Annotated in this window: 18 protein-coding genes; 7 read left to right on the top strand and 11 right to left on the bottom strand. The window is 36.3% G+C overall.

Translation table 11 applies throughout. From position 1 onward, the window contains the following. The first annotated feature begins 358 nt into the window (after nucleotides 1-358). Nucleotides 359-970, top strand: coding sequence for an alpha-ketoglutarate-dependent dioxygenase AlkB family protein (locus AC27VX_RS17470; RefSeq protein WP_488696932.1), 612 nt, complete (start codon nucleotides 359-361; stop codon nucleotides 968-970). Between the two features lie 144 nt (nucleotides 971-1,114). Here AC27VX_RS17470 and AC27VX_RS17465 read toward each other — a convergent pair whose 3' ends face one another. The 4 genes from AC27VX_RS17465 to AC27VX_RS17450 form a co-directional block, all read right to left on the bottom strand. Next, on the bottom strand, nucleotides 1,115-2,974 hold the full coding sequence (locus AC27VX_RS17465; protein ID WP_488696930.1) for a CocE/NonD family hydrolase: 1,860 nt from the start codon (nucleotides 2,972-2,974) through the stop codon (nucleotides 1,115-1,117). A gap of 297 nt (nucleotides 2,975-3,271) precedes the next feature. Continuing rightward, entirely contained in the window at nucleotides 3,272-5,977 is a 2,706-nt protein-coding gene (locus AC27VX_RS17460) for an outer membrane beta-barrel protein (RefSeq protein ID WP_488696928.1), read from the bottom strand. An 89-nt stretch (nucleotides 5,978-6,066) separates the two neighbouring features. After that, on the bottom strand, nucleotides 6,067-6,486 hold the full coding sequence (locus AC27VX_RS17455; RefSeq protein ID WP_236855692.1) for an SH3 domain-containing protein: 420 nt from the start codon (nucleotides 6,484-6,486) through the stop codon (nucleotides 6,067-6,069). A 6-nt stretch (nucleotides 6,487-6,492) separates the two neighbouring features. Further along, nucleotides 6,493-6,978, bottom strand: coding sequence for a BON domain-containing protein (locus tag AC27VX_RS17450; protein ID WP_236855691.1), 486 nt, complete (start codon nucleotides 6,976-6,978; stop codon nucleotides 6,493-6,495). Between the two features lie 221 nt (nucleotides 6,979-7,199). On the opposite strand from AC27VX_RS17450, the gene AC27VX_RS17445 reads away from it, so the two are divergent. Beyond that, entirely contained in the window at nucleotides 7,200-8,450 is a 1,251-nt protein-coding gene (locus AC27VX_RS17445) for a dicarboxylate/amino acid:cation symporter (protein WP_236855690.1), read from the top strand. A 10-nt stretch (nucleotides 8,451-8,460) separates the two neighbouring features. Continuing rightward, the gene (locus tag AC27VX_RS17440; RefSeq protein ID WP_488696925.1) at nucleotides 8,461-9,183 is read left to right on the top strand and encodes a phytanoyl-CoA dioxygenase family protein; all 723 of its coding nucleotides are present in this window, start codon (nucleotides 8,461-8,463) and stop codon (nucleotides 9,181-9,183) included. Nucleotides 9,184-9,232: 49 nt separating this feature from the next. On the opposite strand, the gene AC27VX_RS17435 is transcribed toward AC27VX_RS17440, so the two are convergent. After that, a complete protein-coding gene (locus AC27VX_RS17435) occupies nucleotides 9,233-10,003 on the bottom strand; it encodes a hypothetical protein (protein ID WP_488696923.1) in 771 nt (256 codons plus the stop codon). Between the two features lie 16 nt (nucleotides 10,004-10,019). Then, nucleotides 10,020-12,821, bottom strand: coding sequence for a GH92 family glycosyl hydrolase (locus AC27VX_RS17430; protein WP_236855687.1), 2,802 nt, complete (start codon nucleotides 12,819-12,821; stop codon nucleotides 10,020-10,022). A 101-nt stretch (nucleotides 12,822-12,922) separates the two neighbouring features. On the opposite strand from AC27VX_RS17430, the gene AC27VX_RS17425 reads away from it, so the two are divergent. The 3 genes from AC27VX_RS17425 to AC27VX_RS17415 all read left to right on the top strand — a co-directional run bounded on the left by AC27VX_RS17425 (nucleotide 12,923) and on the right by AC27VX_RS17415 (nucleotide 16,903). After that, a complete protein-coding gene (locus tag AC27VX_RS17425; RefSeq protein ID WP_488696922.1) occupies nucleotides 12,923-15,265 on the top strand; it encodes a TonB-dependent receptor domain-containing protein in 2,343 nt (780 codons plus the stop codon). A gap of 234 nt (nucleotides 15,266-15,499) precedes the next feature. Beyond that, the gene (locus tag AC27VX_RS17420) at nucleotides 15,500-16,606 is read left to right on the top strand and encodes an Mrp/NBP35 family ATP-binding protein (protein WP_236855685.1); all 1,107 of its coding nucleotides are present in this window, start codon (nucleotides 15,500-15,502) and stop codon (nucleotides 16,604-16,606) included. A 48-nt stretch (nucleotides 16,607-16,654) separates the two neighbouring features. After that, complete coding sequence (locus AC27VX_RS17415; RefSeq protein WP_002977212.1) at nucleotides 16,655-16,903, top strand: NifU family protein; 249 nt, start codon at nucleotides 16,655-16,657, stop codon at nucleotides 16,901-16,903. A 341-nt stretch (nucleotides 16,904-17,244) separates the two neighbouring features. On the opposite strand, the gene AC27VX_RS17410 is transcribed toward AC27VX_RS17415, so the two are convergent. From AC27VX_RS17410 to ppk1, 5 genes are all read right to left on the bottom strand, one after another. Next, nucleotides 17,245-20,283, bottom strand: a complete 3,039-nt coding sequence (locus AC27VX_RS17410; RefSeq protein WP_488696918.1) for a choice-of-anchor I family protein — start codon at nucleotides 20,281-20,283, stop codon at nucleotides 17,245-17,247. Nucleotides 20,284-20,426: 143 nt separating this feature from the next. Then, complete coding sequence (locus AC27VX_RS17405; protein WP_236855683.1) at nucleotides 20,427-20,576, bottom strand: hypothetical protein; 150 nt, start codon at nucleotides 20,574-20,576, stop codon at nucleotides 20,427-20,429. Next, a complete protein-coding gene (locus tag AC27VX_RS17400; RefSeq protein WP_488696916.1) occupies nucleotides 20,573-21,226 on the bottom strand; it encodes an NAD-dependent epimerase/dehydratase family protein in 654 nt (217 codons plus the stop codon). The genes AC27VX_RS17405 and AC27VX_RS17400 overlap by 4 nt, the downstream gene beginning before the upstream one ends. 220 nt (nucleotides 21,227-21,446) lie before the next feature. Continuing rightward, a complete protein-coding gene (locus AC27VX_RS17395) occupies nucleotides 21,447-22,331 on the bottom strand; it encodes a Ppx/GppA phosphatase family protein (protein WP_488696914.1) in 885 nt (294 codons plus the stop codon). Beyond that, a complete protein-coding gene (ppk1, locus tag AC27VX_RS17390) occupies nucleotides 22,328-24,400 on the bottom strand; it encodes a polyphosphate kinase 1 (protein ID WP_236855680.1) in 2,073 nt (690 codons plus the stop codon). The genes AC27VX_RS17395 and ppk1 overlap by 4 nt, the downstream gene beginning before the upstream one ends. 542 nt (nucleotides 24,401-24,942) lie before the next feature. Between ppk1 and dnaK the strand changes: the two genes are divergently transcribed. After that, nucleotides 24,943-26,835 (top strand): molecular chaperone DnaK, encoded by a 1,893-nt coding sequence (gene dnaK, locus AC27VX_RS17385; RefSeq protein WP_236855679.1) that lies wholly within the window; start codon nucleotides 24,943-24,945, stop codon nucleotides 26,833-26,835. Nucleotides 26,836-26,840 lie beyond the last annotated feature (5 nt).

Below are 26,840 nucleotides of genomic sequence, written 5' to 3'. Positions count from 1 at the left end.
TTTAACCGTAAAAACTACAAAAGGCTTTTAGAAAAAGGTTAAGACTGAGTTTAATTTGTATAAAGTTAACACGATGAAAATCAAAGATTTGCAAAACTTAAGTGGTCTTCGTATACATCAGGTTTCTTACTTAAATTAAATGTTTAAACTTTTGTGGAAACAGGTTTTGGCTAAAGCTGATTGACTTTCTTATCCTTTATTAAACACGTTAAAGTCTATTTCTCTTGATGAAAATTACCGTGCTATTGTGGAAAATATTATGGTAATTTATAAATCATTACCAAAATGTAACGGTTGTAAAAGATCACCAATCTGCTTAACCTCAAAATCATAAATACATTTTTCAAATTAAATAATTATGTTGAGTCTCTTTGAAGAAATATCAGATTATCCACTTAATGTTATCCCACATGACGGAACCGTTCATTATTACGGAAAAGTTTTTTCTAAAGAAAAGTCTGATCTGTACTATGACTATTTATTCAATCAAATACCGTGGGAGAATGATGAAGCGGTAATATTTGGAAAGCTCATTTTAACTAAACGAAAAGTAGCCTGGTTTGGAGATAAACCTTTTGAATATACCTATTCAAAAAGAACAAAATATGCCAAATTATGGACTCCGGAATTATTAGAATTGAAGAAGAAGTGTGAGGAAGTTTCCGGAGAAACCTATAATTCATGTCTGCTCAATTTATACCATGACGGAAGCGAAGGCATGGCGTATCACAGCGATGGTGAGACAGATTTAAAAAAGCATGGTGCAATTGCTTCTCTTACTTTTGGAGCGGAAAGAAAATTTTTATTCAAGCATAAAACCACCAAAGAAAAGGTAGAAATATTCCTGGAAAACGGAAGTTTATTAATTATGAAAGGAACCACTCAGGACAATTGGCTTCACAGGCTTCCACCCACTACAAAAGTGAAAACTCCCAGAGTAAATCTGACATTCAGAACGATTGAAGATTAAGTGTATTGCTTCCGGATCAATAGGAGTGGGATTTAGCCCACTTGAACAAAAACAACAAATTCATTTGACTTTAGACAAAATCTAAAAATAAACTTCAAGTTCTCAAAAACAAAAAAAGCTGTTCAAACGAACAGCTTTTTCAATTTATTTTAAAACTTCAGCTTCAATAGAGCTGTCATCATATACTTTGATAAACGCTTTGGTGTAATCCTCTTTCGTTGCAAAATTTGGATTATCCATGAATTTCTGCGGATTGATGGCGAAAAGCGGGAACCATGTACTGCTGATCTGAATCTGGATTTTGTGTCCTTTTTTGAAAGTATGAACTACATCCTGAAGTCTGAAGTTAACAGCCGTTTTCTGATTGGTAACCAGAGCTTCTCCCTTTTCTCTCGAATTTCGGAATCTTGCAGGCATGATTTCACTTCTTACCATCTGATGGTAGTTTCCGTAGATCACACCATCTTTCTTTTCTGCAGGTTTAAAATCTTCAGGATAAACGTCAATCAGTTTTACTGCAAAGTCAGCATCTGTAGAAGAAGAGGCAATATTCAGTTTAGCCATGATTTCTCCGGCAAAAGCCATGTCTTCAGTCAAAACATCAGTAGTGAAAGTCAGAACATCAGGTCTTCCTACTGCAAATCTCTGATCTTCCGACATATAATTTTTGGGAGTAAAGCCATTAAAGTCTTTTAAATGATCTGAACTTAAAACAGGGTTGTCAGGATCACTGTAATATTCAGAATATCCATTTCCTGAAGTTTTTTTCAAAGTTTTATCAGACAGATAGAAGTTTACTTTCTGTGCATTTTTAGGGGGATAAGAAGCAAATTCTTTCCATTCTTTTGCTCCGGTATCATACATTAGAGCTTCCGGAAGTCCTGCATCTTCTTTGGTATTGCCCTTCAGGTAATGGTTGAAGAATTTTGTTTCAACATTTTTCTGATAATAGGTAGCAATGCTGTCTCCAAAATAAGTTTCACTGTGGAAATGTTTTCCCTGTTCCTGTGACCAGCCGCCATGGGAAAATGGCCCCATTACGATTGTATTTTTAGCTTTTGGGCTTGTTTTTTCAATCGTTTTATAAATATTCAAAGGGCCGGAAAGGTCTTCTGCATCAAACCATCCTCCTACAGTCATTACCGCATGGTTGATATTCTTCAGGTGAGGAAGTAGGCTTCTTTTTTGCCAGAATTCATCATAGTTGGTATGATCCATAATCTCCGTCATGAAGAAGTTATTTTTATAATACTTTTCATAAGCATCCTTTAGAGTACCAAGTTCTCTGTAGAATTTTAATCCATCTTCAGAGGTTTGTTTAATGAAAGAATCCATATACCATGCTTTTGTTTCTGGTTTTACTTTCTGAACTCCAAAAACCGGAAATGTTCTGAAATATCCCAGCATAAATCTTCCGTTGTGAAGGAAATCATCATTCCAGAAATCAGAAATAGGAGCCTGAGGAGAAGAGGCTACCAAAGCGGGATGCTGCGACAATGTTCCTACAGCAGTATAGAAACCAGGATAAGAGGTCCCAAACTGTCCTACCTTACCGTTGTTGTCCTTAACATTTTTCAAAAGCCATTCAATAGTGTCATAGGTATCTGTACTTTCGTCAACATCTTTTTTCGTTTTGTGTTCCACCTGTGGTGTCATATTGGTAAAAGTCCCTTCACTCATATATCTGCCACGTACATCCTGGTAGACAAAAATATATTTGTCCTTCATAAGATACGTGTTAGGGCCTACTTTTGCTTTGTATTCATTTTCTCCGTACGGAGCAATACTGTAGCAGGTTCTCTGCATCAGGAAAGGATATTTATTCTTATTGGAAATATCTTTCGGGATATATACGGCTGTGAAAAGCTTCACACCATCGCGCATCGGAACATAAAATTCTTTCTTGGTGAAATTGTCTTTAACGAAATTGTCTTTTTGTTCCGTTGTCTGAGCTTTTCCAAGAATGAAAAAAAGAATAAGTAAAACTGAAATATGGATTTTCATAAAAAAAATTTGTTGCTAATTTAAAAATAAAAAGACTTTCAGCGATGAATCTTCTTTAAAAAGGTTTTGGGGTTTGACTTTTGTTAAATCATTCCGTCAAATGCCCCTTGTGAAAAACGGGAATTGTTATACATCCATTTGTACAATTTGTGAAAAATAGAATAGAAAAAAAGTTAATTATAATTCCTGTACCTTAAGTGTATTAAAATGTTTGATGATAAAAACAGAAATCAGAAATAAAAAACAGCCGGAAATGTCCGGCTGATCATTAAAAAATATATAAAAGTATGGTGTTTATTATTTTTTACCTTTGAATGTATTCAGTTTCATACTGATAGAAAACATAATGTATCTTTTCAGAATAAGGTCTTCGCGGTCCTCAAAATAGGTGTCTGTAATTGTTCTTCTGACACTTTGGTTTTGATTTAATACGTCGTAAATTTTGATTTTTGCTGTAAACTGTTTCTTATAGAATGCATATCCAAGACTGGTGTTCCAGAAGTAAAAATCTTTTTTAAAGCCCGGTGCAATATTGGAATTGGTATTGTATTCAAAGTCATTACCAAAAACAAATCTGCTTTGGAAAAGATAATTCGTTAGTTCCAGTTTTAATGACTGGCTGGTTGTATTTACGCTGTTGATATCAGAATTAGAATATTTGGAAAAATTATAATTCAGGCTGTATGATGGTTTTATACTGAGCTTGTCTTTGATATCAAAATTAAAGTTTAAGGAAGGACTGATGCTGTATGAATTGCTTTTGATCAGCTGACCGTTGATGGAGCTGTTATTGTACATGTAGCTCATAAGAAACCTTGGGCTTATGATGAGTTTTTTATCCTGCCATTTAAACGTTTTGTTTAAACTTGAACTTATATTAAAGCTTTTATTTCCGCTGATATTATCATAAGTGACAATTTGCTTCCCGGTATCATCATATCGGGTATAATTAATGACATCATTGTTTCTGTAAATAAAACCTGCATTGATATAGTAATTGATACCGGAAACAATATTATAGCTGTTAAAAGAGATCATGCTAGTGGACATCCATGAATTTTTCAGATCCGGATTTCCGGTATAGGTGGCCAGAGGATCCGATTCATCCTTATAAGGAATTAATTTTTCAGCACTTGGAACAGTGAATCCTGAAGAGTTTGACACTATTAATCTTTGGCGTTCAGAAAGAACATATTGAACATTTACCATGTATCTTGGAAGAGCAAAGTTTTTCTTAAGCTCATATTGCTGGCCTTTAAAGACAGAATTCACCTTCATGTCCGAAATATCAAGATTCACAGTGGCCCACGTACTTATTTTCTTTTTTGTAAGATAAAAAGAAAGCTCAGGGGAGAACTGATTGATTCTTTGTTCCATACTGTTTGACAAAAGAATATTGTATTTGGAATATTGTCCCGTAGTATTATCGAAATCATTAAAGTCCCTGAAATCCCTGGATAATTTTGAAGTGTAGTTCATTTCCATACTTATGGTTGCAGAATCGGAGATCGGTTCTGTGTATCCTGCATTGAAGCTATAGTCATTACCCTGGCTTCTGTTTTTTTGCAGCTGGTTTCTGTTATCTGTTGTAATTCCGGATTCTCCGTAAAATGTATTTTGGGAGAGGTTAATAGTATTGGTCTTGGATTCGGAAATTGAAGTGTTGACCCTTGCAGAGATTACACGTCCTTTTTTCTTCAGATTTTTAGAAAAATTGATGTTGGGACTGAAAGTATTATTTTCGCTGTCTGTAGTATTGGAAGACTGGCTTTCATTCAGAAGCTGGTCATTTTTTGATGTTGAAGATTTTGATCTTCCTGAGCTGAAGCCTTCTGATCTTGAAAAAGAGGGGGATATATAAATATTGGTTTCAGGATCTAGTTTTATTCTGGTAGAATTATCAAAACTATATTGCCTGGACTCATTTTTATTACTGTTTTCAGAATTTGTTTTTAGAATATTATCAGGAAGAAGAGTTGTTCTGGATACTTTTGATGCCGTTTCTCTGTTAGACACGGAGTATTTTAAGCTGAGGTTGTCCAGATCTGCATCTTCTGAAAGTTTGTCATTGTAATTAAGCCCAATGGTTGAAGATCTCAGAATCCCGCCGCCACTGCTTTGTGTTCCGCCACCTCTGATACTTCCCATATTATCAAAAACATTATCACCGGAAACACTTCTTGAATTGATATTATTGGACGAAAGCATCAGGCTTACTTTCGTATTTCCTTTAAAATAACTTACCATTCCGCTTCCCTCATATCGTTTATCTGAACCATAGCCAACGATTGCTCTTGTAATCAGGCCTTTGTTTTTCTTTTCATCAATATTAAAATTGATAGTGGCATTTTGAGACTTAGGAGTTTTTTTGCTGAATTCTTCCTGTTTTGTTTTGGTAGTGGTAACCTGAATATTTTTAATAATGTCTGCCGGAAGATTTTGAAGAGCCATTTTTCCGTCTTTATCGAAAAAAGGTTTTCCATTGACCATAATCTGGTCAACATTCTTGCCGTTGACCGTGATTTTATCATCATTGCTGACTTCAACTCCGGGAACCTGTTTCAGCAGTTCCAGAATATTGCTGTCAGGGCGCACTTTAAGTGCAGACGCGCTGAATTCTACTGTATCATTTTTTATTTTTACAGGAGAAATAGTGATCTTTACCTCATCAATATTGATTATTTTTTTTTGTTCAAGAATTATATCATCCAAAGATAAGGGTTGATCAATTTTTTCAAATCTCTTAGAATAAGACAGCTTTTCGTTATCAATTTTCAGAATGGAGGGCTCTTCCTGATTGTCTATTTTCAATGAAAATTTCCCTTCGTTGTTAGTTGCTGTATAATTGACGATAGATGAATCTTTTGCCTTAATCAAATAGACGGTAATATTTTCTACCGGCTTTTTCCCAGAGTCAGAAACTTTTCCGTTAATATAAAGTTTTTGTGCAGGCACTATCAGCATACCACATACCAGCAACATCAAAAACAAGAATCTCTTCATTTGGCTTTTCAAAGCGGTAAAAATAGAAAAAACATCTCCATATAGAGATGTTTCTTAAAAATATTTAGTGAAAATTATTTTTTATGAAATTATGCCTTCAAATATCTTGAATAAGCATAGCCTTCCTGGCCGTCAGTAGTTTTTACTTTCCACCAGTCATCAGAAGTTTGTTCAATTAAAGTTACAGAAGAACCTTTGGCAGCTTTACCTACCACTGCAGCTTCAGTAGAAGGCTCCTGTCTGATATTCAGATTAGAATCTTCCGTTGCAACAGTTAATGAAGCTCCGGAAGCAAGACCTGCAACCTGTACGTCAATATTAATATCTGAAGAAGAATAGGTAGAATCAATAGCTCCTAAAGCATTCCATACTGCGTCTTTTGCTGCTGTATTGGAAGCATTACCGGAAACATAAAGAATACCGTCCTGCTCCTGAACCTGAAGGTTTGAAATTCCAGCTGATTGTGCTGCTGAAACTACGCTTGAATATTTATCTTGTAATTCGCCCATTTTAAATTATTTTACAATTAGGTTGTTGTTATATTTTCCGATTTTCAAAGCATCTACAGATTCTTTGATCTTTCTAGCCTGTAGGCTGGAAACATTTCCTGTAAGAGTAAGCTGTCCGTTTACAATTTCTACTTTTACAGAAGGGAAATCTTTTACCGCATCCTGAACTTTTTTCTGAACAGCAGGATCTACAGCAGATGTAGTCTCAACAGCCGGAGCCGGAGCTGCAGCTACAGTACTCATATCCATTACTTCTTTTATTCCGTTAATGGCTTTTAATTTTGTAACCATTGCATCTTTAGACTGAGCGTCAGCGAAAGTTCCGCTTAAGTGAGCTACACCATCTTTTACTTCTACAGAAGCACCGGGATTTGAAGTTACTACAGTTGTAGCCTGAGTCTGAAGATCGGCATCAGAAATTTTCTTTTTACAAGAAACTGCCCCGAAGGATACAGCTACAGCTAATGCAGCCATTGCGATAGTTTTTTTCATATTGTATATTTATTTAATGTTGTTATACTATCAAATGTAACAATAAAATTTGTACCAAAAGAATAAAAATTCAATAAATGTTTCTTAATTTTTTTGCAATATTTTCTAAACCAGAGTTTTAATTTTTAAGGATTAAAAACTTAATGTAAAATTAACAGGCATTGAAGAAAATCTTCTGCCAATTGAAAAACCATTATATTTGCGCAAATTGAACTATATATATGAAAGGACAGAATAAACTTTTTATAGCAATTATCATTGCACTTACCCTTGGAGTAGGAATTGGAGGGATAGTACATGTGAAGTATCCGGAAAGTGCAGAACCTTTTTCCAAGAATATAAAACTTTTGGGAACTGTTTTTATCAGATTGGTACAGATGATTATTGCTCCCCTGGTTTTTACAACTTTGGTAGTAGGAATTGCCAAAATGAGTGATATCAAAATGATCGGAAGAGTAGGAACAAAAGCAATGCTTTGGTTTATTTCCGCTTCTTTGATTTCTCTTTTCATAGGATTGATACTTGTTAACTGGCTGGAGCCTGGGCATGTAACGAAACTGCCAATTCAGGATGTTGCATCTGCGGACGAGCTTCTTAAAAGCAGTAAGAGCTTTTCTATGGAAGACTTTGTAAAACACATGATTCCTAAAAGTTTATTTGAGGCATTTGCTACCAATGAAGTGTTGCAGATCGTTATATTTGCCGTAATGTTTGGAGTTGCACTGGCTAATTTAGGGGAAGACTATTCTAAACCTGTAGTGAAACTTTTTGATATTATTGCCCATGCTATTCTTAAAATGGTAGGGTATATCATGTGGTTTGCTCCATTAGGAGTATTGGGAGCCATTGCAGCAGTAGTTTCGACTAATGGTTTTGAAATCTTTAAAGTATATGCAATTTATTTAAGGGACTTCTTTTTTGCAATAGGAGTACTGTGGCTTGTACTTTTATTAGTAGGGTATTTAATTTTAGGAAATCGTCTTTTTGATCTTTTAAAAAGAATTAAAGAACCATTATTGATCGCTTTCTCTACTACGAGTTCGGAAGCGGTATTTCCAAAATTGGTGGAAGAACTTGAAAAATTCGGATGCAACAGCAGGGTAGTATCTTTTATCTTACCGCTGGGGTATTCTTTCAATCTGGATGGAAGCATGATGTATATGACCTTTGCTTCAATATTTATTGCTCAGATCTATGGTATCGAAATGACTCTTGGACAGCAGATCACCATGCTTTTGGTGCTGATGCTTACTTCAAAAGGAATTGCAGGAGTTCCGAGAGCTTCACTGGTTATTATTGTGGCAACATGCTCTATGTTTGGAATTCCGCCGGAAGGGATCGCTTTAATCTTACCAATTGACCATTTCTGTGATATGGGAAGAAGTATGACAAACGTATTAGGAAATACATTAGCAACTTCTGCTGTTTCGAAATGGGAAGGGCAATTAACAGAGCCATTGGACAAAATCTAAATATTAGTCAATGAGTTTAAAAAACTTAGAAACCTGTAAAAGCCATATTTTTGAATATGGCTTTACTGTTATAAATAATGTGTTCTTACAGACAGAAATTGAAGCAATAGAACAAGTTTTAAGGAATATAGATACTTCAAAAGAGAATTTCAGGAAATCTGAAGACCTTTTTGCGATAAGACAGTTTTTAAAAGAAGTTCCGGAAATTAAAGATCTTGTTTTTAACGACAATATTAAAATAGTGATTAAGGAAATCTTCGGAGATAAATATTTCGTCGTAAAAAGTATTTATTTTGATAAGCCCGAAACCTCCAACTGGTACGTAGCATATCATCAGGATCTGACTATTTCTGTGGATAAAAAGATAGATTTGCCAAATTTCGGTCCGTGGACAACGAAGCAGAATCAGTTTGCTGTGCAGCCTCCGTTGAAGATTTTGGAAAACATTTATACCATCAGAATCCATCTGGATGATACGGATGAAAACAACGGGGCATTAAAAGTAGTACCAAAATCCCATGCCAAAGGAATTTACAGACCGGAAACCATTGACTGGACAGTAGAAACGGAAGAAATCTGTAACGTAGAGAAAGGCGGAATCATGATTATGAAACCTCTTACCCTTCATGGTTCAAACAGAACAACTAATGGTAGGAAGAGAAGAGTGATTCACATCGAATTTTCAGACATGCAGCTTCCGGAAGTCTTACAGTGGTCAGAAAAAATGAATTAAATTTTTTTTAAAATAATAAAACCCTTCAATTCTGAAGGGTTTACTTTTGTTACCAGGAATTGGATATCATTTCTTTGTCCTGGGCTTTTATATTTTCTTTATGGTAGAAGAGTAATAACAAAAATTCTTTTTGTACTGAATTGCCAGAGACTATGGGAGCAGAAACTGCAATTTGCCTTCTCAATGCAGTCTCTATAGTTTTATCTTTACTTCCAAAGCTGATGACAGGTGTCATTTCTTTAATCCTGGACAGACCATTTATTTTTACTTTGTATATCGCAAAAGGCTGTTTAGGCTTGAAACCGCTGATTTTTGACAAACCGGATTTACCGCTGCTTTGGCTGTCATCATAGTAAGATGCAAACTGCAGACCTTTTAACTTGTCTTTATTTTTGTCTAAATAAGAAAAAACTTCGCTTAAAGTTTCAAGTTGAGAGCTCTCATTTTTAGTATGCGCTTTTTTTAATCTGGATCTGGGAGTACAGGATGAAATAGAATAGCCATTACCGGATTTATTTAAAAATATCAGATACCTGTCATTGGGTTCTACATCTATTTCACATGCTGCGGATGAAGACCTACCGATCAGCCCTCTCACATTTAATGTTTTGAATGCTGTCCCTTTGTAGGCTTTTTCAAATTCAACGTCTGCTTTATAGGTTCTTTGTGCGGTATTTTCACCGTATACTTTTAAAATCTTTATAACACCCACTACATCAGCATCCAAATAATTCTTGGCTAAAGTTTCTGTCACACATTTACAAGCCGATACTTTTATGATACTTAAAAGTAAAAAGAGGAATAACGATATTTTTTTCATTGGTAATAATGTTGTTTTATTTTACAGAAATCTCATCGATAAAGATATAAGCTTCTCCACCGGCTCCCTGATGCCATTCCGGAAGTTTTCCGAAGTAGTAGGCTTTTATTTTTATATATCTTGCTTCAGTAGGAAGAATATCAGTATAAAAATCTTTGATCTGTACCTTCTCATCCTTAGCATCAATATCGTTGGCAATGGTCTTCAGAAGAATAAAATCTTTTCCGTTCATAGAAGCGTAATATTCCACTTTTTTAGGCATCAGAATCCATGCTCTGCTGTCCTGAAGATAACTGGAAGATAATGATGTAATCTGCTGTGGAGATTTAAAATCGACAATTGCTTCGAAATTTTGACCCTGATAGCCCTGCCACTCGCCCTTCCTCCAATTAATATCACCTCTTATCCCATCAATAAGAGCCAGTTTCCCGCTGGCACTATATTGTGGAGTGGCCTTGGACAGGATCGTAATGTCCCAGTAATTGGGTCTTCTGTTAAAATGAGCCGTCGTAACAGAACTTTTTTCCCCGTTTCTTTCAGCATAAGCCTGAACCTGTGTCGTTTTGCTGATAGAAAACGGGCCTTTATAAGCTGTAAAGGTCTTCCTTTTATTGCTGTCACTTTCATCCAGAGTCATGTAGTATACCTTGTCTCCCGGATTAATTGGAGTGATCTCAACTTTGGTATTGAAGTCAAAGATCCGTTCTGCTGCAATAACCGGTGAGGCTGTCTGCTGAGTATATTTAAAATCTTTGACCGGTTTTATATTTTCAAATCCCAGTTTTTTAAGCTCTGCTTTACCCGCATTTTTAGTAATAGTTCTGGTAGTTCCATCTTCAAGATGAATTTTAATCTCATCAAAATAAGGAGTAGTGGTTTCCCATTCAGGCAATCCCGGAGTTACAGAATAAATACCCATTGAACTTAAAACATACCACGCACTCATTTGGCCACAGTCTTCATTTCCAATCAGTCCGTCCGGAGTATTTTTGTAGAAATTATCAAGGATATATTTTATTTTAGAATCTGTTTTTTCGGGTTTATCTACATAATTATAGAGGTATGCGATATGATGGCTTGGCTCATTTCCCTGGGCATACTGGCCCATCAGTCCGGTGATATCCACCTGTTCTCTCCCTGTTGTCTGATCTGAAGCTGTAAAGATAGCATCGATAAACTGTTCAAATTTTTCTTTCCCCCCATGTGCTGCAATAAGTCCCGGAATATCCTGTTGTACAGAATAAGAATAATGCCAGGAATTTCCTTCCGTATAATTGTTGTTGACTTCCCTCGGGTCAAAAGGTTCATACCAGTTTCCATTCTTTCTGGGCTGTATAAAACCTGTTTTAGGGTTGTAAAGGTTTTTCCAGTTTTGAGAACGTTTCATGAAATACTGATAGTCTTCTTTCTTGCCTAAAATCTTTGCCATCTGGGCAATACACCAGTCATCATAGGCATATTCTACTGTTTTTGAAACGCTTTCATGCTCATCATCTATGCTGATATAATTATTTTGTTTATAGGCATTCAATCCGAAAATATCCTGCATTGCTGAGCTTTTGGAAGCCTGATAGGCTTTTTCATAATCAAATCCCTGAATTCCTTTGGCCATGGCATCAGCAATTACAGAAACAGAATGGTAACCAATCATACATTCCGTTTCATTGGATGCGAGTTCCCAAACCGGAAGTTTGCCGCCCTGTTCATATTGTCTGATAAAAGTATTGATGAAATCAGCAGTTCTTTTTCTGTCGATTAAAGTCATCAGAGGATGTACTCCTCTGAAAGTATCCCAAAGTGAGAATACCGTATAATAATCAAAACCGTTTGCTGTGTAAAGCTTATTATCACGCCCTCTGTATCTACCGTCCACGTCCATATTGATGTTGGGCTGGGTAAAAACATGATAGAGGGCTGTATAGAATATAGAGAGTTTATTTTTATCTTCAGACTTCACTTCAATTTTTGAGAGTTCCTGATCCCAGTTGGTTTCGGCCTGCTTTTTTACTGCTTCAAAATCAAGATTTTGAGCTTCAGCCAGCATGTTTTTTTCAGAGCCTTCATAACCTGTGGGCGAAAGTGATACTTTGATACTGATCTTTTCTCCTTTTTTAACATCAGTTGAAAATGCAAGAGCAAGCCTTGTTCCTGTAAAAAGAGTATTTTCCTGTTTTCCGTTGACCTCCTTTTTAGAAATTTTCATAGGTTTTGAAAATTCAATTCTGGCATAGATATACTGGTTGGTAGCCCATGCCTCACTTCTTCTGAATACTTCAATGGTTTTATCATCAATGATCTTTACCTCACCTTCCAGAAGCTTGTCTCGGTGGTTGAGGTCTAAAATGATATTGGCATTCCCTGCATTATTGAAAGTATATTCATGACAACCCACTCTCTTTGTTGTCGTAAGGCGGACACCGATGTTATTTTTATCCAGCTTTACAGCATAATATCCGGCTGTGGCTTTTTCATTTTTGTGCGAAAATTTTGAAGAATAATCCTTAATGTTCAGGCTTGGATTTCCCATCGTGGGCATCAGCATAATATCTCCATAATCCGAAACTCCGGTTCCGTTCAGGTGGGTGTGAGAAAATCCATAGATGACAGAATCTGAATAATGATATCCGCTGCATCCATCCCAGCTGCCATCAATTCTGGTATCCGGAGAAAGCTGTACCATCCCGAAAGGAACTATAGCCCCCGGAAAAGTATGGCCATGGCCGCCTGTTCCGATAAACGGATTGACATATTGCGAATAGTTCTGAGCGGAAATAATCTGAGTCATAAACAAAGAAAACGCAATCAGCCTTTTTTTCATATTCAAATTTTATAATAGCGAATATATTGAAAAACAGTAGAACAGATGTAATAAAAGACGAGGGCTGTTTGTCTTATAACAAAACTATTACAATTTAAACTATGAAAAAAACATTACTTTCTGTAATCTTTCTACTGCCAGTAGCTGCATTTTCTCAAAGTATAACTGGCAGGATTACCGAAACAGGAAATGGGGTTTCCTATGTTGAAGTGGTAGCTATAAAAGATCAAAAAAAACAGACTGCCCTTTCAGACGAAAAGGGAAATTATTCATTGAAACTTTTTGAAAATGGAAATTATAATATAAAGCTTATCCAGGACGGTGTTGAAATATCCAACAAAGATATACAGATCAATGGATCAGTAAAACAGGATTTTTTAATAGAGAAAAAGAAAGAAAAACAAATTGAAGGAGTAACCCTTACTTCCAGAAAAAAGCTGATTGAAAGAAAAGCAGACAGGCTTGTTTTTAATGTTGCCAACTCTGTAGCTTCACAGGGAATGGATGGGGCAGATGCTCTTGCAACAACACCATTGGTGAAAGTGGATGACAATACAGGAGTTTCAATTGTTGGTAAAAGCGGGGTAGCAGTAATGATTAATGACAGGATGCTGAACCTTTCGCCTGCTGAACTGGTTACTTATCTGAAAAGTCTCAGATCCGAAAACATAGAAAAAATTGAAGTGATCACCGCTCCGCCTGCAAAATACGAGGCACAGGGAAATAGCGGTCTTATCAATATCGTACTGAAGAAAAATCAGAATCTTGGATGGAGTGGAAGTCTTACAACGAGTCTTCAGCAGCAGACGTACACAGGAACCTCAAACAGTGCGACCATCAATTATCAGAACGAAAAGCTTCGTTCGTCATTAAAACTGAGACAGAACAAATATGCAAAGCATTCCTACGAAAACTATTGGATAGAAGGTGCTGACGGGCTTAAAAGCAATGATAACAGAAGAGATTTCGGTGACGGATTGGGAGCGAACTTAAGCATTGATTATCAGTTGGGAAGCAAGTCTAGTATAGGTTTTATTTATGATTACGGATTTGGGCATTCCAATATGGATATTGTGAATACTTCTAACTATTTTCAGAATAGCAGTTACACAAATACGCTATTTACCGATGCCGCACACAGGGGGACAAGCATGCAGCATACGGCAAGCGCTTATTATGATCTTAAATTCGGGAAACAGGATAATAAATTGAGTATTACCGGAAATTATTTTTCCAATGTACCCGATACGACTATTAATTTTACAACAACAGAGAGCTCAGGAGATCGTTTCGTCGTAAAATCCCCGTCTATGGTAGATTATAAAATTTATTCCGGGCAGGCAGATCTTACTTTACCCTATCAGTTTGCAAAAACAGAAACAGGAGTGAAGTTCACTAATTTTGATAATAACTCGAAAATAGCCTACCAGAACTTTACCAATGGAAATTATGTCACAGATCCTTTGAAAAGCAATGAATTTGATTATAATGAGAAAAACTATGCCGCCTATATCAGTTTCGAAAAATCCTTCAATGAAAAATGGTCAGCAAAAGCAGGTCTTCGCTATGAATACTCCGTTGTTAGCGGAAATTCTTTAACTTCCGGACAGCAGACTGAAAACTCCTACGGGAATTTTTTTCCTACAGCTTATATCAGTTATAAAAGCAATGAAAATAATACTTTTAACCTGAATTACTCAAAAAGAATCAACAGACCCGGATTCCGTGCGATCAATCCTTACCGCTGGTATATAAATATTAATTCATATTTCACAGGAAACCCTTTTCTGAAACCTTCAATTAATCATAATATTGAATTTTCCTATATCTATAAAGGCAAACTGTCTGCATCAGCCTACTTTCAAAGAACTGTGGAAGCATTTGGACAGCTGGCAACCCTTAAAAATGAAAACAGGATCAGTACTTTTGAAAACTATTACAATCAAAACAGTATGGGGGTCTCCCTCAATTATTCGGATACTTTTTTCAAAAAGTGGGAAGCCAATTATTCAGCCAATTATTCTTATATGAACACGGATGTTTTTGCTACGGATGCCGAATCCCGTAAAGGAAGCAGTTATGACTTTGATATTCAGAATAATATATCGCTCAATAAAAGTAAAACCATTCAGCTGATACTCAATTATTGGTTCAGGCTGCCTTCCAATTCACGGAATGTTTATATGGATTTTGCCGGAAGTTTTACATCAGGCCTGAAAATAAGTCTGATGGAAAGAAACCTTCAGATGAATGTCATGGTTTCCGATATCTTTAAACAGGGGAAAAGTGTCGGCAAAATTTATTATACGACAGGAATACACTCTTATAATAATTATTATGATGCCAGAAGGCTTAATCTATCAGTTACTTATACTTTTGGAAATAGAAAAATAAAAGGAGAAAGCCGTAATGTGAATTTTGAGGAAAAGTCGAGAGCGAACTAACTATTGTGATTTGCAATAGAGTGATCCAATAGTGAAAATTTCTTTTGTTAATGCATATTTAACGGATAAAGATGAGGTTTTCTATCAGTTGCTTTCTGTAATAATGGAAGGAGGCAGGATGAAAATATATAAGTAAGAGATTTTTAACGATCTGATTTATCACCTGATATTATAGATTTTATTGATTCTAAATTACCGAAAAAATCCGTAAATTTGTGAACAATTTATATTTATATGTTGACGAAAGAAAAGGTTCAAGATTTCCTTAAAGAAATAGAAGTAGACGATTTGGTGAATAATCTTCAGATTGTGGGTAATGATGTTTATATTGATATGACTGCTCATTCGCCGGCAATGCATGAAAAGAAAAAACTGGAGGCTGCCATGAAACAGGCTTTTGCCAGTGAGTTTGGAGAAGATGTTCATTTAAAACTTAAAATCGTTTCTCCGGAGCCTAGTGAAATTCAGCAAAGTCAGATCAAAGGAAAACAAATTCCGGGAATTCAAAATATTATCGCTATTGCTTCCGGTAAGGGAGGAGTAGGTAAGTCTACTGTTTCTGCAAATATGGCAGTAACATTAGCTAAAATGGGCTTTAAAGTAGGATTATTGGATGCCGATATTTATGGGCCGTCTGTTCCTACTATGTTTGATACAGAAGGTGAAAAGCCGATTTCTGTAGAAGTTAATGGGAAAAACATGATGAAGCCTGTTGAGAATTATGGTGTGAAAATGCTTTCAATAGGATATTTCTCAGGAGCAAATCAGGCGGTAGTATGGAGAGGTCCTATGGCATCAAAAGCATTAAACCAGATGATCAGAGATGCTGCATGGGGAGAATTGGATTTCCTGTTAATAGATCTTCCTCCGGGTACCGGTGATATTCACCTGTCAATTATCCAGGAAGTACCTGTAACAGGAGCAGTGATTGTAAGTACGCCTCAGCATGTAGCCTTGGCAGACGTTAGAAAAGGTATTGCAATGTTCCAGATGGAAAGCATCAATATCCCTGTTCTTGGATTGATCGAAAATATGGCTTATTTTACACCGGATGAACTTCCTGAAAATAAATATTACATCTTTGGTAACCAGGGAGCTCAATATTTAGCAGAAGATCTTGGAATTCCTGTATTAGGAGAAATTCCTTTGATTCAAAGCATCAGAGAAGCAGGAGATGTAGGAAGACCGGCAGCGCTTCAGGAAGGATCTAAAATTGCAGATATCTATACAGAAACTGCCAGAAAAATGGTAGAAAGCTTGGTGGAAAGAAATAAAAGTCTTCCTCCAACTGAAGCTGTGAAGATTTCAACAATGGCTGGATGCTCACCAAAAGCAAAATAATAATAACTTTCAATAGAATTTGAAAAACCGAATTGAACTGAAAAAAATATGGAAACAAACATAACGCACGAAGATACAGTAACAAGAGTAATGGAAGCTCTGGAAAGCATCAGACCGTTTTTGAATAAGGACGGAGGTGACATTGAGCTTATTGATGTGAAAGACAACCAGGTTTTTGTGAAACTTTTAGGTAACTGTTCCGGATGTTCATTGAATTTTTCAACCCTGAAATTGGGTGTTGAAAATACCATCAAACAACATGCTCCGGAAATCGAAAAAGTAATCAACGTAGAGTAAAAACTACTTCTGAGATATTTTTAAAAGACAGGCCTTTTTAAGACCTGTCTTTTTTTTTATTTAAATTAAGATGTTGATTTTCAAAAGTTAATTCAATAAAACCTTAACAGAGCATATAATTAGTCAAAGATTGATAATTGATTGGTTTCTGTACAAATATAAAATAAAAAGAAGCGGAATTTTTAGAATTAAATCATAGAATAAGCAGACAGTTTTTGAAATTTTATTTCGTTTTATCTGCGGATTATATTTTCTAATTGAAGTACTTTTAATTTATAGATTTTCCATTAATAAAAAGAGCTCCGAAATATTCCGGAGCTCTTCAATCAACTAAATATATTTTACTTTACAATTACTCTTTTTATTTGTCCTTCCGAAGTTTTTACAAAATAAACTCCGGTAGAAAGATGAGCCGTATCTACTGTTAAAGCATTCTTTTCTTTGCCGATCAGTTTTCCGGACATATCATACAGTTCATAATCCTGTTTTCTGTTGAAATAAAGTATATTTCCTTTGGTGACGGGATTTGGGAATACAGTAAAGGTTGCCTGCTCAGAGGTAGTCTCACCGGTTCCCAAAGTAGGAGGTATTGCCACTTCATACATAGATAAGGTTCCGCTGATTTCGTTGGCGATAATCACATATCCCTTATTGGTTGTCGTATTCTCCGGAGCAATATAAATAATCCCTTCAGGACCATTGTCGCCACCGTATGCTGAGGTGGATCGGGAGTGTTTATAGTCCGTAAAAGTAGGATTGTTAGGATCTGTAATATTATAAACCATTACACCTCCTGTTCTTTCTAAAGTAATGAATGCGTAAGTCTGTCCGTTAATTGTACCCAAAGCAACACCTTCCGGCTCCGGACCCTTTGCACGGCTTCTGCTTTTAATAGCATTGGATTCATTATCCGCATTGAAAATTAATGGATGATTGTCCGCAATGTATCTTTCAAACTGATCTCCACTGTCGTACACGATCTGCCGGGTATCAGCATTAAAGATCGAGAACGAGCGGGCTCCTAAAGCAGCCATTTCTTCAAAATCTGCATCCCCGTCTGTATTTCCGGTGGCAGAAGAAACTCTGAATCTTCCCAGGTTATAAGAAGCTTTTAATATTGCTGAATTCGGGAAAATACCAGGATCTAAAATATAATTGTTGGCTCCAACGGTTGTTCTTTCACTGTATCCGGAAAGATCTTTTTCATCTCCTTCATTGGCAGTTACAATATAATGGGTATTCCCGACTTTATAGTTCTGTACTGCATCCGGAACATAATACGCCTTTACAGGCCAGTTGGCAATCAAAACTTCCCCGTTGTTATCCGAAGCATCAAAACCATTGCCTGGAAGGCTCATATCTTTTTTACCCAGTCCCCACACTCCTGTGATTGTTTTTGTGGCAAGGTTAACCTCAGCAATAGCGTTATTTTCCTGAAGAGTTACCCATGCTTTCTGGCTGTCAGCACTTATGGTTACATATTCAGGCTCCAAATCCTGAGAAAGCGTGTTATTGGTTCTTACCTTTCTAAGGCCTGTAGCTGTTAGAGCAGCAAGCTGGGAATCAAAATTATTGAAATTAAGAGTAGCTACGTTACTTTGGTTAAGACTTCCGATACCGCCTGAAATATCAATGATACTGATTGTTCCTTCCGGATCTACAGTATAGGCATCATTAGGCTCTCCTTCATTGGCTGTGACCACTTTAGTTCCGTCCGGGGTGAAGGTTATCATATCCGGTAAAGCTCCTACAGTCACCTGTTTCAGGAAATTTCCGTTAATATCAAAGAATACTACAGATCCATTTTGCTGAGGATCTGTATTAGGTGAAGCCGCAGCGATAATTCCGTTTTTCACAGCAATACTTGTGATGCCGCCATATGCCGCCATATTTACAGTTTTTATCACAGCTGGTGTTGCCGGATTACTAAAATCAATAATATCAAAAACATCCGTAATGGAACTGATTGTAAATAGCCTTTGCGTTGATGGATCATGTACTACAATTTCGGTAGAGCTGTTATTATTTCCTGAAGGGTCAAAACTTCCGACATAGTTGAGCTGGATCTGCCCGGAAGGTACCGGAGCCGGCTTATCATTATCTACAATATATACTGTTGCAGAATTATCACCGGAAATAGTAGCTCCTACAGGATTTTCAAGACTTACTACAAAATATTCTGCCTGCTGTTCAGCAAGAGTGTCATCAATAATAGGGATATTGACTGTATAACTGGTTGTAGAAGGGGTAATATTAATGGTCTGATTGGCTAATGTGAAATCATTGCTGTCTGCAGTACTGAATGGTGCGGGTTTTACAACAAGATTGACCGTAGAAGTGGATGGATTTGTAATATTGATCTTTAATGCAAGAGTTCCTGCATTTTCATTCACTTTAATAAAATTCTTTTCCAGTGAAATTGAAGTACCCGTGGTACTGAAGGTTGTAGACGTTGATGCTGTTAACGCATTATCACTGAAATCCTCAATAGTATTAGGTTTTAGAGCAAGATAATAGGTTTGTCCTGCTGCCAAAACGGAATTCGGAATGATTGTAATCATATTATTACTGAAAGTAGTAGTAAAAGGAACCTGCGTACCGGCTGCACTGCCCATCCTGAAATCAACGATATTTTGTGCATTAGCATTATTGATTACAGAATTATCTATTAACCTGATGTTTTCATTAAAAGTTAAGGTTGGGTTTACAGCAGTTGATACATTATTTGTATTGTTGCTAGGGAGATAAGTGACCGTGGGTGGAGTAGTATCAGTTCCTGTTGCAGGACTGGCGTCTACCGTGAAGTTATCAAACCGGTTATTGCCTCCGGTACCTCCTCCGGCTGCTGTAAATTCAACTTTTAATTTAAAATTGGGGTTGTTTGAGGCTCCCTGTACAGTAGAAAAATCGAAAGTAATCAGCTGTGGATTGGCATCTTGAGGGCTCACCGTCTGATACTGAACAAAAGTAGTTCCGTCTGTAGAATAAGACCATATCTGTGTTCCTGCTCCCTGTGTAGATTTTCTTGTGGTGAATTTAACAATGACGTTATTATAACCTGTGGTGGGCAGGTTGAATTGTAATGCCCCTCCAATCGGATTGTTGAATCTTAAATGAGTCCCGGATGCATCTCCGTTTCTGGCATTTAGATTATCTATATTAAAATTCTGTCCGGTACCGCCGGCAAAATCTATCACACTCGTACCTCCCGATACAGCCATAAGTGAGCCATTGACTAGTGTAGAGGAGGGAGTAGTGACTGAAGTTGCAGAAGAATTATCGTTAAAATTCCAGTAATGAAGGAGGGTCTGTCCGAAAAGTCCGCTCTGAAAAAAGAATGCGGCGATGACAGACCCTTTAAATAAGTAGTTGTTGATCATTTTTTGCTTCAATTAGATAAATACAAAAATGAACTTTATGTTTCGCAACTATTTTAATGGAATTTTAAGAAATGTTTAAAAAATAGGTTTGTTTCTGATAAAATATAGAATTTTTATTCCAGTGATATACATTTAGAATTCAACTATTTGGAAGATTTACCGGAAAAGTTTAGCATTGTTCCTGACCTGCCACCTTCCAGAGGATGCTTTTGCATATAGAAATATCCTGAAACTGCAGTCAGAAGCAAGAGTACAAAAATAACCAGAACAATTCTTTTTAACATGTCTCTCATATAGCTAAATTTTTAATATCTCTAATTTCTAATGTTGATGTAGGGTATCCTTTCTGTGTGACATTGATCATTGCTCTCCCCACTTCGTGTAAAGTTAATGATTTTGCTGGTAAAAAAACAGGAAAAATCCAAATTAAAGGTTTAAAAAACCATTTTACATTCAACTGTCCTTCAACAGGTTTCATAAATCCGGGTCTGAAGTTGTAGGCGTCTTTAAAACCCATTTTTTTTAATGTATTTTCTATTTTTCCTTTTACCCTTGCCCACATGATTTTTCCACTCTCTGTACTGTCTGTTTGAGCTCCTGATACATAATTGAATACCATTCCCGGGTTTTGATGTAAAACTGCTTGTGCAAAATGGAGGGTAGTGTCGTACGTAATTTTAGTATAATCTTCTTCGTTCATTCCGACACTGCTGATTCCGGCACAGAAAAAACAGGCATCATAGCCTTTGAGGTTTTCATCATTCAGGTCAATTGATAAAAAGTCAGATACCAGGTATTCTTTAAGTTTAGGATGCTTTTTTCCGGAAGGTTTTCTGCTGACACTCAGGATTTCAGAAACATTAGGGTTTTCCAGACATTCCATTAAAACGCCTTCGCCTACCATTCCTGTGGCTCCTGTAAGTATTATTTTGATTGAGTTCATTGCTTTGCTATTGATAATGGTTAAGACGAATGAGAGAGGGTTTTTACTTTAAAAAAATGGAAAAAAGATAAAAATTAATTTATGATTATTCAGTTTTTAATTCATTAGATTCCTTTTTGAAATTAGGCAGAATGAGATTGCTCTGCTGCCTCAATGATGTTAAATAATTTAAGAAAAAACCGGACAAGAAGCTGGCCGGTTTTGAAGTATGTTTTTAGAACTATTTTTTTTGTTGCAACTGGCTGTAGATATTCTGAATTAAACCATCTGCTACAGAAATTTTAGGAACAAATATTTTATTGATTTCCGACCATGTCATAACATTATTGAAAATGTTAAGAGCATGAGCCACCACATCAGCTCTGTCTTCTCTAAGGCTGTGTTTTGTCATTCTTTCCTCTACTGAAAGCTCACTGAATTCTTTATAGACTTTCTTAAGGTGAGCTAAAGACATGGGTTTGCCATCTTTGGTTTTGCTCATAGAAAATACTTTATTGATATTTCCTCCAGATCCTATGGCGACAATCGGTTTATTACTGACAATATTTTTCTTTATTTCGTCTTTCATTTCTTTCCAGTTATCTGCAGTAACCAGATCGTTGAGAAGCCGGATTGTTCCGATGTTGAAAGATCTTTCATACATCATTTTACCATTTTCATAGAAGGTAAGTTCAGTAGAACCTCCGCCTACATCAATGTATAGATAGGCATAATCTTTATCAAGTCCTTCTGCTACGTGGTTTTCATAAATCAAAGTGGCCTCTTCATCTCCTGAAATAATCTCTATATTAATTCCGGATGCTTCCAGAACTTTGCTGATAATTTCATCTCCGTTGGCAGCATCACGCATGGCGCTGGTTGCACAGGCTCTGTAATGGTCTACTTTGTAGATCTTCATAAGGTCACTAAAGATTTTCATGGAATCGATGACCATTACTTCTCTTTCGGGACCTATTTTTCCCATGGTGAAAACATCCATCCCTAATCTTAGAGGGATTCTCAACAGATTGAGTTTAATGAATTCAGGTTTTTCATTATTTATTTTTACTTCATTGATAAGAAGTCGGGCTGCATTACTCCCTATGTCTATCGCTGCGATCTTCATTTTTTGCTTGTTTTAGCTTTTAAATATTTATAGGTTTCTATTTGTGAGCGGCATTCTTTTTTATCATTTCTTATATATTCATTGCTCAGTCTTTTATCTAAAATTCTTGCTTTCACATTATCCCTAAGCTGAATGTCCAGAATATCTTTTAATTCTTTCTTAAGGTTCTTATCAGTGATTTTAGCTGCGGCTTCGATCCGGTAATCCAGGTTTCTGGTCATCCAGTCTGCAGAAGAAATGTACATATCTTCTACTCCTTTATTGTAGAAATACATGACTCTGGCATGTTCCAGATATTCATCTACAATACTTATGGCTTTTATCTTTTCTTTGAATTCTTTTTGGTTGACAGGACAGTAAATTCCTCGTACTATTAATCTGATTACTACTCCTGCTTTGGCTGCATCGTATAATTTCTCAATCAGTAATCTGTCACTCAAAGAATTTGCTTTTACAATAATCTCCGCTCTTCTTCCTGCTTTTGCTTCTTCGATTTCTTTATCAATATGATGAACAATCTTTTCACGCATGAACTGTGGGCAAACTAATAAATTTTTGCAAGTTTTCAAAACGGGAATAAAGTCGTCTTTTGGTTTTTTGAGGACATTAAAGACTTTATTAATGTCTGCCATGATGCCCCGGTCAGCGGTCAGCAATAAGTGATCACCATAGATTCTTGCTGTTTTTTCATTGAAATTTCCGGTGCTTACAAACCCATACTGAATCGTTTTGTTGTGGGCTCTTTTTTTGATCACACAAAGCTTGGCATGAACCTTTTTGTTGGGAATCCCTACAAGAACGGTGATTCCTTCCGGCTCCAGCATTTCTTTCCATTTCAGATTGGATTCTTCATCAAACCTTGCCTGAAGTTCCAGCATTACGGTAACTTCCTTGCCGTTTCTCGCCGCATAGATCAGTGCATTGCTTATTTTTGAACTGCTCGCCAGACGGTAGGCTGTGATTTGTATTGATTTTACATCCGGATCCATTGCCGCCTCACGCAGCAGATCAATGACCGGGTTATATTTATGGTAAGGAAAGCTTAGTAATATATCTTCTTTGAGAATAACATCTGTGACTCTTTCCCCATGTTCAAATGCCTGATGGGTAAATGAAGTTCTTTCTTCGGGCCTTTCATATGTTTCAAAAACATCAGGAAAATCCATGAAATGCTTGAAATTATGTATTTTACCTCCGGGAATAATGCTGTCTTTTTTTGTTAAATTTAATTTTCGGATAAGAAGCTCTAATAAGGCCTTATCCATATCTTTATCAAAAACAAAACGAGTAGGCTTTCCTTTTCTTCTGTTTTTGAGGCCCTTTTCTATTTTTTCTGCAAAGTTGGTTCTGATATCATTATCAAGATCCAGTTCTGCATCTTTTGTTACTTTAAAAGCATTGGCCGCAAATTCATCATATCCGAAATAAGAGAAAATATGCGGAAGATTAAAGGTGATTACATCTTCAAGAAGCATGACATTTTTTTCTTCCGGATCTTCTGTAGGAAGCAGTACAAATCTTCCCACAAAACGGGAAGGTATTTCAATAATGGCATAATTGCTGGAATACTGCCAGTCTTTTTTTCTCATAGCAACCCCCAGATAAAGACTTTTGTCTCTCAGATAAGGCATTGGAGTATTTTCATGAAGCAGGATGGGGATCACATTGGACTCTACCACTTCATCAAAATAAGTTCTGACAAATTCTTTCTGTTGTGCAGTCAGGTTTTTAGAGTTTTTAATAAAAACTTTATGATCAGCCATTTCGGTCTGGATTTTTTTCCAGGTTTTATCAAAATTCAGCTGCTGTCTCATGACTATTTCATTGATTCGCTGAAGAATTTTGGAAGGAGGCTGATAGAAAGACTCAGCAATCACTTTTTCCTTAAAATCCATAGCACGCTTTAACCCGGCAACACGTACTCTGAAAAATTCATCCAGATTGTTGGAGAAAATTCCCAGGAAACGTATTCTTAAATGCAAAGGAACTTTTTCGTCCATGGCCTCCTGCAAAACTCTTTCATTAAAGGCAAGCCATGTGATATCTCGTGGATTAAAGTGTAATGACATTATTAATGGGTATATTTTATCAAAAATAACAATTAGTGGAGATTCCGTCTCTATTTCTTAGGTTAAACTTTGATTAATTTTTAAAGATTTGTAAATTGATCTATGGAAATAGTAGTAAATATATTGATAATCAATAATTTTTATGTTTAATATCATAATAGTTGGGTCATTTTATATAAAAAAATTCACAGTACATCATCTTGATAATGATTGCGGGCCGGAGTTATATGGTGAGTGGAAAGCAATGAAATTCTCTATTTTAAGATGCCTATACCTTTAGGATGATCATTTTTTGTTTGCACAATCATAATATATAGTTTTATATATCAGAGGTCGGAGAAAATTCCGGAAACTGGAAACAATACAAGGAAGATTGGTAAAGGATATGTGTCTAAAATTTCCAGATTATTCAATATTAAACTCCGATTTTATCAGGGTTTTAATTTTTATTATGTCATTTTGTCACAATTTTTTGAATGGTACAGATATTGAGAAATTGAGAATGTAAATAAAATTAAAAATTAGAAAAAATATAAAATATTATGAGTAAAATAATTGGAATTGACTTAGGAACAACCAACTCTTGTGTTGCTGTTATGGAGGGTAAAGACCCTGTTGTTATCCCGAATGCAGAAGGAAAAAGAACAACTCCTTCTATTGTAGCCTTTACAGAAGATGGTGAAAGAAAAGTAGGTGATCCTGCGAAAAGACAGGCTGTAACGAATCCAACAAAAACGGTTTACTCTATCAAAAGATTTATTGGAACGCACTTTAAAGATGATGCTTCTGAAGTTTCAAGAGTACCTTATAAAGTAGTTTCTGGTCCAAATGATACTGTAAAAGTAAAAATCGACGATAGAGAATATACACCACAGGAAATTTCTGCAATGACTCTTCAGAAAATGAAGAAAACTGCTGAAGATTATCTTGGACAAGAAGTGACAAGAGCGGTAATTACTGTTCCTGCATACTTCAACGATGCGCAAAGACAAGCGACTAAAGAAGCTGGAGAAATTGCAGGTCTTAAAGTAGAAAGAATTATCAACGAACCTACAGCTGCAGCATTAGCTTATGGTCTTGATAAGAGCCATAAAGATCAGAAAATCGCAGTATATGACCTTGGAGGTGGTACTTTCGATATCTCTATCCTTGATTTAGGAGATGGTGTATTTGAAGTATTGTCTACAAATGGTGATACACACTTAGGAGGTGATGACTTTGATGATGTGATCATCAACTGGATGGCTGATGAGTTCAAAGCTGAAGAAGGTGTAGATCTAAAAGCTGATGCTATTGCTCTTCAAAGATTGAAAGAAGCTGCTGAAAAAGCTAAAATCGAATTATCATCTTCTACTCAGACTGAGATCAATTTACCTTATATCACTGCTACGGCTACAGGTCCTAAGCACTTAGTAAAATCTTTAACAAAAGCTAAGTTCGAGCAATTATCTGCTGATCTTGTAAGAAGATCTATGGAGCCGGTTGCTAAAGCATTAAAAGATGCAGGTTTATCAACTTCTGATATTGACGAAGTAATCTTGGTAGGAGGTTCTACAAGAATCCCAATCATCCAGGAACAAGTAGAAAAATTCTTCGGTAAAAAACCATCTAAAGGAGTTAACCCGGATGAGGTTGTAGCCATTGGTGCAGCAATCCAGGGAGGTGTATTAACAGGTGATGTAAAAGATGTATTATTACTTGACGTTACTCCACTTTCTTTAGGTATCGAAACAATGGGATCTGTATTCACTAAATTAATTGAAGCAAACACTACGATCCCAACTAAAAAATCTGAGGTATTCTCTACAGCTTCTGACAACCAGCCAGCTGTAAGCATCAGAGTAGGACAGGGAGAAAGACCAATGTTCAATGATAACAAAGAAATCGGTAGATTCGATCTTGCAGATATCCCACCAGCACCAAGAGGAGTTCCTCAGATTGAAGTAACTTTCGATATTGATGCAAATGGTATCTTAAGTGTATCTGCTAAAGATAAAGGAACTGGTAAAGAGCAGACTATTAAAATTCAGGCTTCTTCAGGTCTTTCTGACGAAGAAATCGAAAGAATGAAGAAAGAAGCTCAGGAAAACTCTGCAGCTGATGCTAAGAAAAAAGAAGAAGTTGAGGTTTTCAACAAAGCTGACGGATTGATCTTCCAGACTGAAAAACAATTGAAAGAATTCGGTGATAAACTTTCTGCTGACAAAAAAGCGGCAGTTGAAAGCGCAGCAGCTGAATTGAAAACAGCTTTCGAAGCTAAAAATACTGATGACGTAAAAGCTAAAACTGAAGCGTTAGATGCAGCATGGATGGCAGCTTCTGAAGAATTATATGCAGCTGGTCAACAGCCAGGTGCTGATGCAGGTGCTCAGAACCCTGGAGGAAATGCAGGATCTGAAGATGTACAGGATGCAGACTTCGAAGAAGTCAAGTAAGTAGC

This window comes from Chryseobacterium sp. 14P4.3.2, from assembly GCF_057799275.1.
This window is presented reverse-complemented; position numbering and strand designations above follow the sequence as displayed.

Excerpts from the sequence above, each read along its gene's own strand:
- AC27VX_RS17425 (WP_488696922.1), top strand. The coding sequence starts at position 12,923 with ATGAAAAAAACATTACTTTCTGTAATCTTTCTACTGCCAGTAGCTGCA.
- AC27VX_RS17465 (WP_488696930.1), bottom strand. The coding sequence starts at position 2,974 with ATGAAAATCCATATTTCAGTTTTACTTATTCTTTTTTTCATTCTTGGA.
- AC27VX_RS17450 (WP_236855691.1), bottom strand. The coding sequence starts at position 6,978 with ATGAAAAAAACTATCGCAATGGCTGCATTAGCTGTAGCTGTATCCTTC.
- ppk1 (WP_236855680.1), bottom strand. The coding sequence starts at position 24,400 with ATGTCATTACACTTTAATCCACGAGATATCACATGGCTTGCCTTTAAT.
- AC27VX_RS17400 (WP_488696916.1), bottom strand. The coding sequence starts at position 21,226 with ATGAACTCAATCAAAATAATACTTACAGGAGCCACAGGAATGGTAGGC.
- AC27VX_RS17410 (WP_488696918.1), bottom strand. The coding sequence starts at position 20,283 with ATGATCAACAACTACTTATTTAAAGGGTCTGTCATCGCCGCATTCTTT.
- AC27VX_RS17470 (WP_488696932.1), top strand. The coding sequence starts at position 359 with ATGTTGAGTCTCTTTGAAGAAATATCAGATTATCCACTTAATGTTATC.
- AC27VX_RS17455 (WP_236855692.1), bottom strand. The coding sequence starts at position 6,486 with ATGGGCGAATTACAAGATAAATATTCAAGCGTAGTTTCAGCAGCACAA.
- dnaK (WP_236855679.1), top strand. The coding sequence starts at position 24,943 with ATGAGTAAAATAATTGGAATTGACTTAGGAACAACCAACTCTTGTGTT.
- AC27VX_RS17420 (WP_236855685.1), top strand. The coding sequence starts at position 15,500 with ATGTTGACGAAAGAAAAGGTTCAAGATTTCCTTAAAGAAATAGAAGTA.
- AC27VX_RS17415 (WP_002977212.1), top strand. The coding sequence starts at position 16,655 with ATGGAAACAAACATAACGCACGAAGATACAGTAACAAGAGTAATGGAA.
- AC27VX_RS17405 (WP_236855683.1), bottom strand. The coding sequence starts at position 20,576 with ATGAGAGACATGTTAAAAAGAATTGTTCTGGTTATTTTTGTACTCTTG.
- AC27VX_RS17435 (WP_488696923.1), bottom strand. The coding sequence starts at position 10,003 with ATGAAAAAAATATCGTTATTCCTCTTTTTACTTTTAAGTATCATAAAA.
- AC27VX_RS17395 (WP_488696914.1), bottom strand. The coding sequence starts at position 22,331 with ATGAAGATCGCAGCGATAGACATAGGGAGTAATGCAGCCCGACTTCTT.
- AC27VX_RS17440 (WP_488696925.1), top strand. The coding sequence starts at position 8,461 with ATGAGTTTAAAAAACTTAGAAACCTGTAAAAGCCATATTTTTGAATAT.
- AC27VX_RS17430 (WP_236855687.1), bottom strand. The coding sequence starts at position 12,821 with ATGAAAAAAAGGCTGATTGCGTTTTCTTTGTTTATGACTCAGATTATT.
- AC27VX_RS17445 (WP_236855690.1), top strand. The coding sequence starts at position 7,200 with ATGAAAGGACAGAATAAACTTTTTATAGCAATTATCATTGCACTTACC.
- AC27VX_RS17460 (WP_488696928.1), bottom strand. The coding sequence starts at position 5,977 with ATGAAGAGATTCTTGTTTTTGATGTTGCTGGTATGTGGTATGCTGATA.